This is a genomic window from Sphingomonas sp. NFX23, from assembly GCF_049887795.1.
Lineage (GTDB): Bacteria > Pseudomonadota > Alphaproteobacteria > Sphingomonadales > Sphingomonadaceae > Sphingomonas.
This window is the reverse complement of sequence record NZ_JAGEKH010000005.1, coordinates 397,197-413,220: the sequence shown is the minus strand read 5'-3', so window position 1 is coordinate 413,220 and position 16,024 is coordinate 397,197. Positions and strand designations below refer to the sequence as shown.

Below are 16,024 nucleotides of genomic sequence, written 5' to 3'. Positions count from 1 at the left end.
GCATTCGATACCCGCGCGACGGCGGGACGGATCGTTCAGATTTGTACAGTCGCGGACGATAGCGCGCCGGTTGCGGCGTCCCGCTCGCGATCGGTCAGCGCCAATGCCGTCGTCGCGCCGGTATTTGCGGACAGGAACGCCGCCTCGACGACCGCCATCACCGCCAACGCTTCGATCGGCGCGACCGGATTTTTCGCTGCTCGCCGAACCGCCGCCGCGATTCCACGGTAATAGAGACGCTGATCGCCGGGTATCGCGCGCTGTTCGCGTTGCCCGTTGGCGGCGTGGATCACGAGCGGATCGGGATCCTCGCCCCAGTTCGCGTCGCCCGGCCGCATTCCGCTTAGAAGTTGCGCCTCCTGGCGGTCGGCGCAGTGCTTCGTCATGCTGCCGGCGGTGCCGTGCACGGTGAACCGGTCGACGCCGCCTGCCACCAGCATACTCGCCTGGAGGATCACGCGGCGCTCGCCATAGGACAGGACGACGTGTGCCCAATCGTCGGTCATCGCACCCGGCCGCTGTGTCGCGATCGACGCCTGGACCGTGTCCGGCAGGCCGAACAGGAGCAATGCCTGATCGACGAGATGCGGACCGAGATCGTACCAGACCCCGCTGCCCGGCCCCGATCGCTCGCGCCAGCGGTCGCGGACGTCCGGCCGGAACCGGTCGAAATGCGATTCGAAATGCGTGACGTTGCCGACGATACCGGCGTCGATCGCGGCACGCACGGTGAGGAAATCACTGTCCCAGCGCCGGTTGTGGAAGACGGACAGCAGTACCCCCCGATCGTCCGCCAGCGCGACAAGCCCGCGCGCTTCGTCGAGGTCTAGCGTGAACGGCTTGTCGATCACGACATGCTTCCCCGCCGTGATCGCTGCCCTCGCGAGCGGTGCGTGCGTCTCGTTCGGCGTCGCGATCACGACCAAGTCTATGTCCTCAGCCGCGATCAGCGCGTGCGGATCGGCGTGGACCGTCATCCCCGGAAAGTCCGCCTGCACCTTGCGGGCATCGCTGGACGACACCGCGCAAAGCTCGAGCGCCGCGACCGATGCTATCAACGGGGCATGGAAGGTCTTGCCCGAAAATCCGTAGCCGATCAGCCCGACGCGTATGGGGCCGGCTTGCTCGTCCGTCATGCTCATCGCCTCAGTCCATGCCCGCGCGGATCGCTGCCGCCGCCAGAAACGGTGCGCCCGCGACGAGCACGAGGCTGACCGCGGCGAGCAGCTTGACCGCGCCTGCGCCGCCAGCCGGGTCGAGTGATCCCGCGCCGAAGATCAGCAAGGGCACCGCGAGCGGCAGCATCACGAGGCCCGTCACCGCGCCGCCGCCGCGAACGCCGGCAACCAGCGCACTGGTCGCGACCGCGAGCGCGGCGAGGCCGGGCGTACCGATCAGCAGACCGATCTCGACGCGGAGCAGCGTGTCGGCCGACAGGTTGAGCAGGCCGGCGGCGATCACCGCGGCGAGCATCAGCGGGGGGCCGAAACTCAACCAGTGCGCGATCGTCTTCGCGAAGGCGACCAGCGCGAGCGACATCCCGCGGACGACGAACTGGTCGAACACGCCCGCCTCCAGATCGGGACCGACGAGGCGCTCGACCGGCAACAGGGCGGCGAGCAGCGCTGCCGTCCAGATCACCCCGCCACCGATCCGCGCGAGCAGCGCCGCGTCGGGGCCGATCGCGAACGGGAACAGCGTCGCCACCAGCAGGAAGAACGCGATCACCAGCGTCGCGCCGCCACTCGACACGCTGCGGCGCAGATCGCGGCGGATCAGCGCGATCACAACGCGATCTCCTGCGCGTGGGGAATCGCCAGCGCCAGATGCGTGGCGACCAGCGCAATGCCGCCGGTGGCGCGGTGCTCGGCGATCAGCGTTTCCAGTCGAGCGATCGACACCGTGTCGAGCCCGTTGGCGGGTTCGTCGAGCAGCCAGACCGGCGCCCCGCTGGCGGCAACGCGCGCGATCGACGCGCGGCGGCGTTGCCCGGTCGACAGCAAGCGGACCGGAATGTCCGCGAGCGCGTCGAGATCGAGGGCGGACAGCGCTTGCGCGATCCGGGTATCGTGGGCGGGGGCATTGTCCAACGCAGCCCAGAAACGGAGTGCCGTAATCAGCGTGCGATCCGGGTCGAGCGCGCTCGCTTCGGTCAGCAGCGCCTTGTCTGCGTCACACGTCACGGCGCCTTCGAATGGTGCGAGCAGGCCGGCGGCGATACGGATCAAGCTCGATTTGCCGACGCCATTGGGGCCGGCGACGATTGCCGCGTCGCCAGGCCCCAGGTCGAACGACACGCCCGAGAACAGCATCCGCCCGCCCCGCACGCACGCGACGTCGCGAAACGCGAGGCTCACGTGGCCCGATCTTCGACGGAGTCTTCCAGCGCGTGCATGTCGTCGTCGCTCAGCCCGAAATGATGGCCGATCTCGTGGATCGTCACGTGCGCGACGAGGTCGTCGAGGCGCAACCCGGTCTCGATCCATTCCTCCAGGATCGCGCGGCGGTACAGGACGATGCGGTCGGGCATCGGCGCGACGTCCATCGACGATTTCTCGCCGAGCGGACGGCCGTGATACAGGCCCGACAGGTCGAGCGGGTGTTCGATCCCCAGCGCCGCCAGCGTCTCGTCGTCGGCATACTCCTCGACCGCGAACACGATGTCGCCGAGATGCTCCGCGAACTGCTGCGGCAGCTTGGCGATCGTCGCCCGCGCGATGGCCTCGATCGCGTCGGCGTCGGGGGCTTCCCCGGATATTGTCGCTTGCCCGCTCATGCCGCCAGCCATACGCGTCGGCGAACTGTTGCGGCAAGGGAGAGCCCGATGATCGAAGCGCTGAACGATACCGAGCGGGCCGAGGCGCTCGATGGGCTCGACGAGTGGGATTACGACGATGCGCGCGACGCGATCACGCGGACGATCGTGTTCGCCGATTTCGTCGAGGCGTTCGGCTTCATGACGCAGGTCGCGCTGATCGCCGAGCGCGCGAACCACCATCCGGAGTGGAAGAACGTCTGGAACCGCGTGGAAATCCTGCTGACGACACATGACGCAGGCGGCCTCTCACCGCGCGATATCGAGATGGCCGAAGCGATCGACGCGATCGTCGGCGACGCCTGAGCTGAAGGCATTTTGAGCACCACCCCGGCCTTCGCCGGGGTGGTGCTCAAATAAATTCCGCAACTTCTACTTCCGCATATCCCGCCGCATCCGCTTGCGCAGCGCGCCCGGCATCCACCGCGCGGCGAACGCCATGCGGTGCGCGGTCTTCCCCACAAAAGTGTGCACCTTGTCGCCGTGCACTGCTTCCCAGGCCGCCTCCGCAACCTTGTCCACCCCGGTCAGCTCCAGCCCCGCCCCCGTCACCGTCTCGCGGATCGAGTGGTTCGTGTTCCCCGCCGCGGAATCGAGCAGCGGCGTGTCGATGAAGCTCGGTACGATCGAGCGCACCTTGATGCCGTCCGCCGCCCATTCGCCGTCGAGCGCCTCGGTGATCGCGCGCACCCCGAACTTGGTCGCGGAATAGGGCGCAAGCCCCGCCGATCCGTAGATCGCCGACGCCGACGCGGTATTGAGCAGGCACGATCCCGGCGTCCGCTTCAGATACGCATGGCCGATCCGCGCCCCGTTCAGTGCCCCGACCAGGTTGATCGCGATCACCCGGTCGATCTCGGCGAAGTCGGTCTCCGCGAGCGGTCCGCCCGATCCGATCCCGGCGTTGTTGAACAGCACGTCGAGCCGCCCGCCCGTGGTCGCGACGAACGCATCGAGCGACGCCACCCACGCATCGCGGTCGCGCACGTCCATCTGGTAGGTGCTGACCATCCCCGCGGGCAGCAGCGCGGCGGTCTCGGCAAGCCCTGCGACGTTGACGTCGGCGAGCCCGACCCGCCAGCCTTTCCGCGCGAACAATATCGCGGTGGCGCGGCCGATCCCCGATCCGCCGCCGGTGATGAAAATGCCCTGCTGGCTCATACCCTCTCCATTTGATTTTCCGGTATGTTTCCCGCATCCTGCGCGCAGATGCCAGACAATTCCCCAGCGCTCGCTTTCGAACGCGTCACCAAAAGATACCCAGGCGCTGGGGGCACGACGATTGCCGTCGACGGCGTTTCGCTGGAGATCGCACGCGGCAGTTTCGTCGCGCTCGTCGGCACGTCCGGTTCGGGCAAGTCCACGCTGCTGAAGACGCTCAACCGCCTGGTCGAGCCGAGCGAAGGCCGCGTGACGATCGACGGTGCCGACGTCGCCGCCGAGCCCGCGCCTGAACTCCGCCGCCGGATCGGCTACGTCTTCCAGAACATCGGCCTGTTCCCGCACATGACGATCGCCGAGAACATCGCGATCGGCCTGCGCATCGCCGGCCGCACGGATGAGGCCAAGGTCGGCGAACTGCTCGATCTTGTCGACCTGCCCCGCGATATTGCGAGCCGCATGCCCGACGCGCTCTCGGGTGGCCAGCGCCAGCGCGTCGGCATCGCCCGCGCGCTCGCACCCGGCGCGAAACTGCTGCTGCTCGACGAGGCGTTCGGCGCGCTCGACCCGGTCACGCGCGATGCGCTCGGCACGCGGATCCGCGAACTCCACGACCGGCTCGGGCTGACCACCATCCTCGTCACGCATGACATGGCGGAGGCACTGCTGCTCGCCGACCGCGTGCTGGTGATGAAGGCCGGGCGGATCGTCGCCGATGCCACGCCAGCCGACCTCGTCGCCGGCAAGGGCGGCGACGACGCGCAGGCACTGGTCCAGGTGCCGCGCGCGCAGGCCGAACGCTTGCAGGCGCTAGTCGCATGAGCGCGTTCCTCGACGCGCTCGGCCGCGTGCCGCCGCTGCTCGCCAACCACGTCCTGCTTTCCGCGGCGGCGCTTCTGCTCGGCATCGCGATCAGCCTGCCGCTCGGCATCTGGTCCGCGCGCAACGCGACGGTGGCGCGCATGTCGCTCGGTTTCGCGAGCCTCGTCCAGACCGTCCCGAGCCTCGCGCTGCTCGCCTTGTTCTACCCGTTGTTGCTCAGCCTCTCCGCGCTGGTCGGCGGCGGCATCCCTGCGCTCGGCTTCCTCCCGTCTTTGATCGCGCTGACGCTGTACGCCCTCCTTCCGATCCTGCGGAATGCAGTCGCCGGCCTGCATGGCATAGATCCCGCCGTGATCCAGGCGGCGGACGCGGTCGGCATGACGCCCGCGCAGAAACTGCGGCTGGTCGAGGCCCCTTTGGTCGCGCCCGTGCTGATCGCCGGCATCCGCACCGCGGCGGTCTGGACGATCGGCGCGGCGACGCTGTCGACGACGGTCGGCCAGCCGAGCCTCGGCGATATGATCTTCGCCGGACTCCAGACGCAGAACTGGGCGCTGGTGCTCGCCGGTTGCGTGTCGGCGGCCGCACTCGCGTTGGCGGTGGACGCACTGATCGGCGCGATCGAATACGGCATCCGCGCGCGCCGCCGCTGGCTATGGATCGTGAGCGCGGTGGTGCTGGTCATGGGAACCGCGGCGGCGACCGCCCCGCTATGGCCCAAGGGCGGCGCAGACCGAACCGTGGTCGTCGGCGCGAAGAACTTTTCCGAGCAATATATCCTCGCGCGGCTGATCGGCGACCGGCTCGAACATGCGGGCTACACCGTCGAGTATCGTGACGGCCTCGGCTCGGCTGTGGTCTTTGGCGCGCTCTCCGGCGGCGATATCGACGTCTATGTCGATTATGCCGGGACGATCTGGGCGAACGAGATGAAGCGCAACGACGTCCCCGAACGCCCGGCGATGGTCGCCGCGATCGCCGACTGGGCGAGGCGCGAGCATCATGTCGGCCTGGTCGGGTCGCTCGGGTTCGAGAACGCCTATGCCTTCGCGATGAAGGGCGACGCGGCAAAGTCCAAGCGCATCGCCAGCCTCGACGATCTGGTGAAGGCCGCGCCCGGCATGACGCTCGGCAGCGATCTCGAATTCCTCGAACGTCCCGAATGGGCCGCGGTGAAGCGCGCCTATCCGCTGAGATTTGCAAAGACGACGCCGTACAGCCCGACCTTCATGTACCGCGCGCTGGAGAGCGGCAATGTCGACGTCATCTCGGCCTTCTCGTCGGATGGCCGGATCGCCGCGGACGGGCTTACCGTGCTGACCGACCCCCGCCGTGCGATCCCGGGCTACGACGCGATCCTGATGGTCGCGCCGAAGCGGGCAGGGGACGCCAAGTTCCTCGCCGCGCTGAAACCGATGGTCGGCCGTATCCCGGTCGAGGCGATGCGCGCCGCGAACTACCGGGTCGACCGCGATGCCGACAAGGAAACGCCCGAGGCCGCGGCGAAATGGCTCGCTGCGAAGACCGGGCTTCAGGAATAGGCGCGGTAGAAGAACACGATCGTCGTCGCGATCGTCACCAACAGCGTCCACACGCGGATCACCTGCGGCGACAGCAGCAGGCCAAGCTTCGCACCGAAATGCCCGCCGACGATCCCACCGATCAGCATCGGCACGCATAGCGCCCACACCACCATCCCGGTCGCGATGAAGATGATCGTCGCCGCGAGGTTGGCGACTGCCAGCATCAAGGTCCGCGGCGGCGCGAGCGTCGCGGGCGTCGCGCCCGACAGCAGCCCCCAGGCGGCGGTCAGCATCAACCCGACGCCGCCGCCGAAATACCCGCCATACACACCCAGCAACGCTTGCACCGCGACCAGCGACTTCGGCCCGATCTCGACCCGCGACCGCAACCACAGCGACGCGCGCGTGCCAAACGCGATCGCCAGCGTCGCGAACAGCAGCAGCCACGGCACGATCAGGTCGAACGCGCGCGCCGACGTCGCCACCAGCAACAGGCTGCCGACCAGCCCGCCGACGAAGGTGATCCCGGCCATCGTCTTCATGCTGACGCCCGAGATCGGCTGGAGCCCATGCCGGTACGCCCACGCGCTCGCCATCGCACCCGGCTGGAGCGAGACGTTGCTGGTGGCGTTGGCGAAGGTCGAGGGCACGCCGAGTCCGATCAGCGTCGGCATCGTCGCGAAGCTGCCACCGCCCGCCAGCGCGTTCATCGCACCGCCAAGAACCCCAGCCCCTGCCGCCAGCGCGACCGCAGTCCACTCAAGCAAAAGCGTCGGACTCGGCGGCGGCCTCGCGATCGATCTGCGCGCGGCTCTTCTTCTCCGACGCGGTCTTCAACTGCCCGCACGCCGCATCGATGTCGCGCCCACGCGGCGTCCGTACCGGCGCCGAGATCCCCGCGCCGAACACGATGCTGGAGAAGGATTTGATCCGCTCGGGCGTCGAGCACTCGTACTGCGCACCCGGCCACGGGTTGAACGGAATGAGGTTCACCTTCGCCGGCAGCTCGTACTTCCGCAGCAACCGCACCAGCTCGCGCGCATCGTCGTCGGAGTCGTTCTTGTCCTTCAGCATCACATATTCGAACGTGATGCGCCGCGCGTTGTTCGTGCCCGGATAGTCCGCGCACGCCTGCAGCAATTCCTCGATGCCGTACTTCCGATTGAGCGGCACGATCTCGTCGCGCACCTCCTTGGTCACCGCGTGCAGCGACACGGCGAGGTTCACGCCGATCTCGGCCCCCGCGCGCGCCATCATCGGCACCACGCCCGACGTCGACAACGTGATCCGCCGCCGGCTGAGCGCGAGGCCCGCACCGTCCATCACCAGCTTCAGCGCATCGCGGACATTCTCGAAATTATAGAGCGGCTCGCCCATCCCCATCATCACGATGTTGGTAAGCATGCGGCCTTCCGGCTGGCTCGGCCATTCGCCCAGCGAGTCGCGCGCGAGCATTACCTGGCCGACGATCTCGGCGGGCGTCAGGTTGCGCACCAGCCGCATCGTGCCGGTGTGGCAGAAGGTGCAGTTCAGCGTGCAGCCGACCTGGCTCGACACGCACAGCGTGCCGCGATCCGCGTCGGGGATGAACACCATCTCGTAATCCTGCGCGTCGTCCGACCGCAGCAGCCACTTTCGCGTGCCATCGGTCGACACTTGAGCCTCGACCACGTTGGGCCGGCTGATCACGAAACGCTGCTCGAGCCACGGGTGCATCGTCTTTGAGATATCGGTCATCGCCGAGAACTCGGTCGCGCCGCGATTATAGATCCAGTGCCAGAGCTGTTTCGCGCGAAGCTTGGCCTGCTTCTCCTCGAGCTGCGACGTCTCCAGCGCCATCCGCAGATCGGCGAGCGACAGCCCGAGCAGGTCGATCCGCCCATCGCTGCGCGGCACGAAGCTGCGGGGAACGGGCACGGGATCGATGTGCCCCGGAATGGGCATGAGGTTCGCGGCGGTCTGCATGGGGCGGCCCTTAGCGGAATTTTCGTGATTTTTCTACTGGCTGCGAGAGAGGGAAGTAGACACCCTTCCGATCCTCCCCCGCAAGGGGGAGGTGGCAGGCGTAGCCTGACGGAGGGGGAGGCCTGCGCCCACGTTCGTTCCGTGTCCTCCCCCTCCGTCACCTGCGGCGACACCTCCCCCTTGCGGGGGAGGATCGTGAAGGTTCGTTCGGAACGTCTATTGGAAACGCGGGGCAGCAAACCGTCACCCCCCGCTACACGCCAACACAGCCGCATCGATCGCTGTCGCCGCCCCCGACAGCGCATACACATCGACAAACGGTCGCCCCCCGACGCCGACCGCCTCCACGCTCATGCTCCGCCCCGACCGCATGGCCGCCACGATCGCGCGATCGCTCGGCGCATCACCAGCCCACGCATCCAGCCCGTTCGCCACCAAAGCGAATCGCCGCTCGCCGATCGTCAGCGTCACCCCCGCCGACCGATCCCGCTCGCGACTGAGCCGCACATACAAGGACGCGCGCAAACCCCGCTTCGGCCACGTCGCAACGCTGGCAAACCCCGAAGCACGCCCCCCCGCCATCACCGGCCGAGCAATCGCGTAACACCGCGGGGGCGTAGCGTCCCGGAACGCACCCCATCCTTGGTAGACGCCGATCGTGTCACGCGCCGCTACCGGAGCAGCAATCGCAAACACCGCCACCGCCAAAACCAAACGCCACAGAACCCCCCTCCCTGGAAGGGAGGGGCAGGGGGTGGGTAGGCCCGATCGAGCCCCAGCGGTTCGAACACGGGGAAACCGACCCACCCCCAACCCCTCCCTTCCAGGGAGGGGGGCGGAAGTAGACAACTTGGGTTTGAGACCTTCGCCCCGGCTCCAACTCACGCCGGAGCGAACCCTGTACCCAGATGCGGCACCGTCGCGCGTCCGTTCTCCACCAGCGTAACCGATCCTTGCGGCAACCCCTTCGCAACCGGCGCGTCGAGCACAGGATCGACCGCCGCACCGGTCATCACGCCGAGCATCACCCGACTCGAGATCCCGTGCATGATCACCAGCCGGTCGCCCGGATCCTCCGCCGTATCCGCCAGCCACCCACCGACTCGTGCCGCGATCTCCGCATAGGTCTCGCCATCCGGTGAAGGTTTCAGCGTCCCACCCGGCAGCATCACCGGCCCGACCTCGTCGATAACGTCCGCATAATAACGGCCGCCCCACGATCCCATGTCGATCTCGACTAGCCGCGCATCGGTCTGCGCGTCATGCCAGTCCAGCTCCAGATGCTCGCAGATCACCGCCAACGTCTGCAAGGCTCGCCCAGTTGGGGAGGACCACAGCGTCAGCGCCGGCTTCACCCCCAGCAGTTCCCTTAACGCCCGCCCAAGCTCGTCCGCCTGCGCGAACCCAGCGCGCGTCAACGGCGTATGCGCGGCATTCCCCTGCAACCGATGCGCCGCATTGAACACGGTTTCGCCGTGCCGCGCGACGAAATCGCGACCCTTGCGAATGGCTGAAATATCGGTTGATCGGGCGTCCACGTCACCCTGCCGTTGGCTTGGAATCATGGCCCGTATTTCAACCCCCTGTGGCGCAAAAGCAACGGATTTCCGTGTTTATCTGGGGTTCATGCAACGCCCGCGCGGTTGGTCCATTGGAGCGGTCCGCCCCGCGTAATGGGGCGCCAGATCAGTAAGGAGTAACCCAATGCGTACGCTCATCGCCGTCTCGCTGCTCGCTACCACCGCAGTAGCCGCCCCCGCCCTCGCGCAGACCAACCCGACCTTCACCGGCCCTCGCGTCGAGGCCACGCTCGGCTACGATCACACCGGCGCCGGCAGCAGCGTGTCCAACAACAACGGGCGCGATGACCAGAAGATCGACGGCCTGCTGTACGGCGGCGGCATCGGCTACGATATCGCAACCTCGGACAACATCGTGCTCGGTGCCGAAGCCGAACTGACCGGCTCGACCGCGAAGAGCGATCGCAACGATTACACCAGCGACTTCGGCTATGGCCGTGTCAAGCAGGGCCGCGACATCTATGTCGGCGCACGCGCGGGCTACGTCGTCGCGCCGACGACGATGCTGTACGTCAAGGGCGGCTACACCAACTCGAAGCTCGAAGTGCTCGCCGGCAGCACCAGCCAGACCACCGACAATAATTTCAAGCTCGACGGCTGGCGCGTCGGTGCGGGCGCCGAGCACGCGATGGGCCCGAACAGCTACGCCAAGCTCGAATACCGCTATTCGAACTATGAGCGCGGCAACATCGACTATGCGACCGGCGGCACCAGCAGCCGCTTCGACGTCGATACCGACCGCCATCAGGTCGTGGCGAGCTACGGCTTCCGCTTCTGATCGCTTTAACGCGACGTTTACCGTGATCAAAGAAGGGTCGGGGCGCTTGCTCCGACCCTTTGTTGTTGGGTAAGCCATCTGCGGATTGCCCCCAGCCCCGAGTCCGGCTGCGGTGGCGGGGGGAATTACGATGAAGGCGACGATCGAACGCGCAACGCTCCTCAAGGGGCTGAGCCATGTCCAGTCCGTGGTGGAGCGGCGCAACACCATCCCCATCCTGTCGAACGTGCTGATCGAGGCGACCGCCGAGGGCACGCTCAAGCTGATGGCGACCGATCTTGATCTCCAGATCAACGAATCGATTGCAGCCGCGGTCGACCAGCCCGGCGCGACTACCGTGTCCGCGCACACGCTGTTCGACATCGCCCGCAAGCTCCCCGAGGGTAGCCAAGTCCAGCTCGCCGCGTCGGAAGGCCGGATGAGCATCGTCGCCGGCCGTGCGCGCTTCTCGCTCGGCACGCTGCCGCGCGACGATTTCCCGGTGATCGCGGAAGGCGAACTGCCGACTCAGTTCGAACTGCCCGCCGAGACGCTCAAGCAGATCATCGACAAGACGCGCTTCGCGATCTCGACCGAAGAGACTCGCTATTATCTCAACGGCATCTTCCTGCACGTCGCGGACGGCGACAGCTCGAACCCGGTGCTGAAGGCCGCCGCGACCGACGGCCACCGCCTCGCGCGCGTCACGCTGCCGCGTCCCGAGGGCGCCGAATCGATGCCCGACGTGATCGTGCCGCGCAAATGCATCGGCGAGCTTCGGAAACTGCTCGACGAGGTCGACGGTTCGGTCGGCGTCTCGCTGTCGCCGACCAAGATCCGCTTCGACCTCGGCCAGGCGATCCTGACCTCGAAGCTGATCGACGGCACCTTCCCCGATTACAGCCGCGTAATCCCGACCGGCAACGACAAAATCCTCAAGATCGACCCGAAAAGCTTCATGGAAGGCGTCGACCGCGTCTCCACGATCGCGACGGAGAAGACGCGCGCCGTGAAGATGGCGCTCGACCGCGACAAGATCACGCTGTCGGTGACCTCGCCCGAAAACGGCACCGCCGCGGAGGAAGTCCCCGGCGATTACGTCGCGCTCCCGTTCGAGATCGGCTTCAACAGCCGCTATCTGATGGACATCCTCGCACAGATCGACGGCGACATGGTCGAGGTGCACCTCGCCGACGCCGCCGCCCCGACGCTGATCCGCGAGAACGATAAGTCGCCCGCGTTGTACGTACTGATGCCGATGCGGGTGTGAGCGATACCTGCTCAAATTGCGGAGCCGTGCTCAAGGTTGGAATGATTTCGTCAAATCAACCTTTGTCTCCCGGGCGGCTCCGCGTGATTAACTTGGCAAGTTCCGAGCATCTCGATGCTGCGTGCAACAAGTGCGGTGATCCATCGTATCGAGATGCGACGGAAGCGCTGGAATTGGAGTCACGCGAACTCCGCGCCAAGCTAACAGCGATTCTGTCGCATGTTCCTATCGTCTCATTGCAACAGCCGATGGGTTGGACCTATGAGCCGCTTGGAATAATTACCGCGCAAACAGTGACCGGGACGGGCATTTTCTCGGACGTTGCGTCTGCCTTTACCGATCTGTTTGGCACTCAATCTGGCGCATATAACGCAAAATTGCGTGACGGCGAAAACCTATGCAAAGCGTCACTGCGGGCCCAAGCTATCGAGCAAGGCGGCAATGCGGTTCTTGGCGTAGATGTCGATTACGCTGAAGTAGGCGGCCAGCGTGCCATGTTGATGGTGTGCATGACAGGCACTGCGGTGTCCCTGACACAAATCGTCCCAGACGATCCTTCGTTTTTCGATGCGACGCGAGACGGCGCCTCACTCGCTAACCGGGCGAGAGACATTCAGGATGCGCTGCAAAGCGCTAGGGTTTGATCCACGTTTTCAAGGAAAGCTCGCTTCAGCGGATTCGTCATATCGGATCTGACAAAGAGCGGATCGAACGAGGTGACCTGCTGGCGGAGAGGTTAGTTCGTTCAGCCGAGATCATCCGTCCTGATTGACTCCACGCCCAGCGCTCAATACTAACAGTAATGTCAGTAAGGAGTCGACTCGATGGCGAAGCTTCCTCCGTTTCCCGGTACGACCGGTCGTCGCGATTGGCGTACGGCGTTCGATGCGATCAAGAAACTGCTCGCGAACGGCGACGATACGACGCAGGTGTTCCGGATCATGCGCGCGCTGAACGTCGGCAATGCGCCGATGAATTACGCGCGGCTGATCGCCACCGAGCAGGGCGGGCGGATCGCCTATGACCGGGTCGAACTGGCGCAGCGTTTCTCCGACCCCGCGTTCGTCGCGAGCTTCGCGCCCAGCACGGTAGGGGCGGCGTATCGCAATTTTCTCGAGACGACGGGCTATTCCGCGGATGGCCTCGTCGAGGTCTCGCGGCTTACGCCGAGCGAGGACGACATGGCGCATCCCTATGCGTGGTTCGGCCGGCGGGTGCGCGACACGCACGACATCTGGCACGTGCTGACCGGCTACAAGGCGGACGAAAGCATGGGCGAAGCGGCGCTCGTCGCGTTCAGCTACGCGCAGGTCGGCGGGCTCGGCTGGGCGCTGATCGGCTCGGCTGCGGCGTTGAAGAGCATGCGGGTGACCGGCAGCAAGCTGTTCGCGAAGGCGGTCTGGGAAGGCTATCGCAACGGGCGCAAGGCGAAGTGGGTGTCGGGCGAGGATTATCTCGAACTGCTCCACGAACCGCTGGAGGCCGCGCGCGAACGGCTCGGCATCGTCACGCCGGTCGCGTATCTGCACGCGCAGCGCGAACTTGGACCCGCACTCGCGTCGTATCTTAGCACGCAGAAGGCGGCGACCGCGGCAGCCGCACCCGCGATCGCGCCGGAGCGGATCGCCGCCTGACGCGCTGCTCGGTAGCGTACCGGACGTGTCGCTAGCGCGGTTGTGATCGGATTGGTGCCTTACCCCGTTCGTGCTGAGCGAAGTCGAAGCACCGGTGCTCGTGCCGTGCCCTTCGACTTCGCCCGCGGCGAACGGAAAACGGCGATGCAATCGGTTTCGAAACTGCTCTAAGGCCGAGGCAATGCTGTCGCGTCTCGTCCTCACCGATTTCCGCAATCACGCCGACCTGACGCTGACGCCGGGACCAGGGTTCGTCGTGCTGACCGGCGAGAACGGCGCGGGCAAGACAAATATTCTGGAGGCGGTATCGCTACTCGCGCCCGGCCGCGGGTTGCGACGCGCGGCGCTGGGCGAGATGGCGCGGCAAGGCGGGGCAGGTGGCTTCGGCGTAGCAGCCACGCTGTTTCCAGAGCGCTCGCAGAAGAGCGCAACAGAATTCCCCTCCCGCTTGCGGGAGGGGTCAGGGGAGGGCACGACGTACGTACTGGCGTCCGGCGTCGAGGAAAACGCGCCCCTCCCCCAACCGCTCCCGCAAGCGGAAGGGGAGTCAGAAGCACAGGGGCAGATACAGGCTCCAGCCGAAGTCGACGTCGCAACCGGTACACTCGCCTCCGCCCCGGAACGCCGCATCGTCCGCATCCAGGGCGCGACCACCACCGCCAACGCACTCGCCGAGTGGCTCACGATCCTCTGGCTCACCCCCGCGATGGACCGCCTCTTCGTCGCCCCCGCCGGCGAGCGCCGCGGCTTTCTCGACCGCCTCACGCTGGCGCTCGCCCCGAGCCACGCCCACCACGCCGCGCGCTACGACGCGGCGATGCGCGCGCGAAACCGCCTGCTTGCCGACGAAGGCCGCCCCGACGGCGACTGGCTCTCAGCGCTTGAAGCACAGATGGCCGAGCACGGCGCCGCCGTCGATGCTGCCCGGCGTGAGACGGTGACGCTGCTCGGAACACGACTAACGGAACAAGAAGACGGCCCGTTTCCGCGCGCCGGCCTGACGCTTGAAGGCTGGGCCGGCGACACCACGCGCCTGCAAGCCGACCTCGCCCAGGGCCGCGCGCGCGATGCCGCTGCCGGGCGCACGCTCAGCGGCCCCCACCGAGTCGACCTCATCGTCACGCACCTCGACAAGGCGCGAGCCGCCTCGCTAGCTTCGACCGGCGAGCAGAAGGCGCTCCTCCTCGGCATAGTGCTCGCCCACGCCGACCTCGTCGCCGAACGCACCGGCCAGCCCCCCGTCCTGCTTCTCGACGAGGTCGCCGCACATCTCGACCCATCCCGCCGCGCGGCGCTGTTCGCGCGGCTCGCAGGCCGCGGGCAGGTGTGGATGACCGGCACCGAAGACGCGCTGTTCGATGCGATCGGCGCACAGGCAACGCGCATCGCGGTCGGGCGTTAGGCTGAACGCGCGCTGTCGAGCAGGCTCACCGCGCGTTCAAGCGGGCGCGGGCAAAGCTCCGTCCATCGACGATACGGAGAGATCATGATGACCCGGAATTTCACGCGCGCAGCCCTTGGCGTCCTGATGGTCGCAGCCACCACCGCCCCCGTTTTCGCGCAGGTCCGTGACGGCGGACGGCCAGAGGGGCGTTACGACATGAGCCGCGCGCCTTGGTCGCGTCCCGGCTATCGTCTGGAAGGCGCAGGCGTGCCGGTGCTCTTCCCCGAACTGCGCAATACGCGGCGCGGCATCGCGTTCGTGATGCCGAACTTCGACGCGAACGGCGATGGTAGGATCAGCCCGCGGGAGGCCGATGATGCCAACCGTGAATTCGCGCGCATTGCAGGCCCCCGCCGCGACCGGTTCGACTGGGATGCGTATGGCCGTGACCCGGGTGGCTATCGCGGCGACCGCGGCACCACCACGGTGGTCGAGACCACGACCACCTGGGATCGTGGCGCGATGCGCAACTACGGCTTCCGCCAGACCCCGCGCGGCGCGACGCTGACCCTGCAGGAGGACGTGCTGTTCCGCACCGATAGCGACGTGCTGCGTCCCGGCGCGATCGAGAAGCTGCGTCCGCTCGCCCGCTATCTGCGCGGCAACCCCGGTGTCCGCGTCGCGATCGACGGCTTCACTGACTCGCGCGGTACGGACGCGCATAATCAGGACCTGTCCGAGCGTCGCGCGGCCAGCGTCCGCCAGGCGTTCGACGACATGGACGTCGTCCGCGCCCGCTTCAGCGTCGTCGGCCACGGCGAGAACCAGCCCGTCGCGACCAACGCAACGCCGGCTGGCATGCGCCTCAACCGCCGCGTCGAAGTGACCCTGCTAGGCCAGCGCGCCGACCGCTTCTGAAGCCGGTCTCCCTCGCCCCTCCGGGGAGAGGGAAGGGGCCCGCCGCGCTTGCGGTGGGAAGGGAGAGGGGAGTGAGGCTCGCGACGCTGATCCCAACTACCCCTCACCCTTCCGTCGCCTACGGCTCCTCCCTCCCTCTCCCCAAGGGGAGAGGGACCGGCCCGACTCAACCTGTACCACCCCGGCGAAGGCCGG

18 protein-coding genes are annotated in these 16,024 nt (G+C 67.0%); 9 read left to right on the top strand and 9 right to left on the bottom strand.

Features of this window, described 5'->3' with window-relative positions:
* Positions 1 to 35: 35 nt before the first annotated feature.
* The 4 genes from J4O76_RS15590 to J4O76_RS15575 are packed head-to-tail and all read right to left on the bottom strand — an operon-like array spanning position 36 to position 2,776.
* Positions 36 to 1,136: an oxidoreductase gene (locus J4O76_RS15590; RefSeq protein WP_426282766.1), complete on the bottom strand. Its 1,101-nt coding sequence runs from the start codon at positions 1,134 to 1,136 to the stop codon at positions 36 to 38.
* A gap of 10 nt (positions 1,137 to 1,146) precedes the next feature.
* Entirely contained in the window at positions 1,147 to 1,788 is a 642-nt protein-coding gene (locus J4O76_RS15585; RefSeq protein ID WP_426282765.1) for a heme exporter protein CcmB, read from the bottom strand.
* Positions 1,785 to 2,312: a heme ABC exporter ATP-binding protein CcmA gene (gene ccmA, locus J4O76_RS15580; protein WP_426282924.1), complete on the bottom strand. Its 528-nt coding sequence runs from the start codon at positions 2,310 to 2,312 to the stop codon at positions 1,785 to 1,787. Before ccmA ends, J4O76_RS15585 begins: the two co-directional genes overlap by 4 nt.
* 41 nt (positions 2,313 to 2,353) lie before the next feature.
* Positions 2,354 to 2,776 (bottom strand): metallopeptidase family protein, encoded by a 423-nt coding sequence (locus J4O76_RS15575; RefSeq protein WP_426282764.1) that lies wholly within the window; start codon positions 2,774 to 2,776, stop codon positions 2,354 to 2,356.
* Positions 2,777 to 2,824: 48 nt separating this feature from the next.
* Between J4O76_RS15575 and J4O76_RS15570 the strand changes: the two genes are divergently transcribed.
* Positions 2,825 to 3,121 (top strand): 4a-hydroxytetrahydrobiopterin dehydratase, encoded by a 297-nt coding sequence (locus tag J4O76_RS15570; RefSeq protein WP_055881974.1) that lies wholly within the window; start codon positions 2,825 to 2,827, stop codon positions 3,119 to 3,121.
* 66 nt (positions 3,122 to 3,187) lie between these two features.
* Here J4O76_RS15570 and J4O76_RS15565 read toward each other — a convergent pair whose 3' ends face one another.
* Positions 3,188 to 3,976: an SDR family oxidoreductase gene (locus J4O76_RS15565; RefSeq protein ID WP_426282763.1), complete on the bottom strand. Its 789-nt coding sequence runs from the start codon at positions 3,974 to 3,976 to the stop codon at positions 3,188 to 3,190.
* A 48-nt stretch (positions 3,977 to 4,024) separates the two neighbouring features.
* Between J4O76_RS15565 and J4O76_RS15560 the strand changes: the two genes are divergently transcribed.
* Together J4O76_RS15560 and J4O76_RS15555 are read left to right on the top strand one after the other, a co-directional pair.
* A complete protein-coding gene (locus tag J4O76_RS15560) occupies positions 4,025 to 4,798 on the top strand; it encodes an ATP-binding cassette domain-containing protein (RefSeq protein WP_426282762.1) in 774 nt (257 codons plus the stop codon).
* Positions 4,795 to 6,339 carry an ABC transporter permease/substrate-binding protein gene (locus tag J4O76_RS15555; protein WP_426282760.1) on the top strand — a complete coding sequence of 515 codons (1,545 nt, stop codon included), beginning with the start codon at positions 4,795 to 4,797 and terminating at the stop codon, positions 6,337 to 6,339. Before J4O76_RS15560 ends, J4O76_RS15555 begins: the two co-directional genes overlap by 4 nt.
* Here J4O76_RS15555 and J4O76_RS15550 read toward each other — a convergent pair.
* The 4 genes from J4O76_RS15550 to J4O76_RS15535 form a co-directional block, all read right to left on the bottom strand.
* Positions 6,330 to 7,088, bottom strand: a complete 759-nt coding sequence (locus J4O76_RS15550) for a sulfite exporter TauE/SafE family protein (protein WP_082441379.1) — start codon at positions 7,086 to 7,088, stop codon at positions 6,330 to 6,332. The genes J4O76_RS15555 and J4O76_RS15550 overlap by 10 nt on opposite strands.
* A complete protein-coding gene (gene rlmN, locus J4O76_RS15545) occupies positions 7,081 to 8,286 on the bottom strand; it encodes a 23S rRNA (adenine(2503)-C(2))-methyltransferase RlmN (protein ID WP_056061442.1) in 1,206 nt (401 codons plus the stop codon). Before rlmN ends, J4O76_RS15550 begins: the two co-directional genes overlap by 8 nt.
* Positions 8,287 to 8,529: 243 nt before the next feature.
* On the bottom strand, positions 8,530 to 8,988 hold the full coding sequence (locus J4O76_RS15540) for an invasion associated locus B family protein (protein ID WP_426282759.1): 459 nt from the start codon (positions 8,986 to 8,988) through the stop codon (positions 8,530 to 8,532).
* Between the two features lie 179 nt (positions 8,989 to 9,167).
* Positions 9,168 to 9,851 carry a histidine phosphatase family protein gene (locus J4O76_RS15535; RefSeq protein ID WP_426282758.1) on the bottom strand — a complete coding sequence of 228 codons (684 nt, stop codon included), beginning with the start codon at positions 9,849 to 9,851 and terminating at the stop codon, positions 9,168 to 9,170.
* Between the two features lie 139 nt (positions 9,852 to 9,990).
* Here J4O76_RS15535 and J4O76_RS15530 point away from each other — a divergent pair, with 139 nt between their 5' ends.
* From J4O76_RS15530 to J4O76_RS15505, 6 genes are all read left to right on the top strand, one after another.
* Positions 9,991 to 10,644, top strand: a complete 654-nt coding sequence (locus J4O76_RS15530) for an outer membrane protein (protein ID WP_107951824.1) — start codon at positions 9,991 to 9,993, stop codon at positions 10,642 to 10,644.
* A 130-nt stretch (positions 10,645 to 10,774) separates the two neighbouring features.
* Complete coding sequence (gene dnaN, locus J4O76_RS15525; protein ID WP_056017955.1) at positions 10,775 to 11,893, top strand: DNA polymerase III subunit beta; 1,119 nt, start codon at positions 10,775 to 10,777, stop codon at positions 11,891 to 11,893.
* Positions 11,890 to 12,537, top strand: a complete 648-nt coding sequence (locus tag J4O76_RS15520; protein ID WP_426282757.1) for a YbjQ family protein — start codon at positions 11,890 to 11,892, stop codon at positions 12,535 to 12,537. Before dnaN ends, J4O76_RS15520 begins: the two co-directional genes overlap by 4 nt.
* Before the next feature lie 180 nt (positions 12,538 to 12,717).
* Complete coding sequence (locus J4O76_RS15515; RefSeq protein WP_426282756.1) at positions 12,718 to 13,527, top strand: Coq4 family protein; 810 nt, start codon at positions 12,718 to 12,720, stop codon at positions 13,525 to 13,527.
* Between the two features lie 181 nt (positions 13,528 to 13,708).
* Complete coding sequence (locus J4O76_RS15510) at positions 13,709 to 14,929, top strand: DNA replication/repair protein RecF (RefSeq protein WP_426282754.1); 1,221 nt, start codon at positions 13,709 to 13,711, stop codon at positions 14,927 to 14,929.
* 84 nt (positions 14,930 to 15,013) lie between these two features.
* A complete protein-coding gene (locus J4O76_RS15505; RefSeq protein ID WP_426282753.1) occupies positions 15,014 to 15,829 on the top strand; it encodes an OmpA family protein in 816 nt (271 codons plus the stop codon).
* Positions 15,830 to 16,024 lie beyond the last annotated feature (195 nt).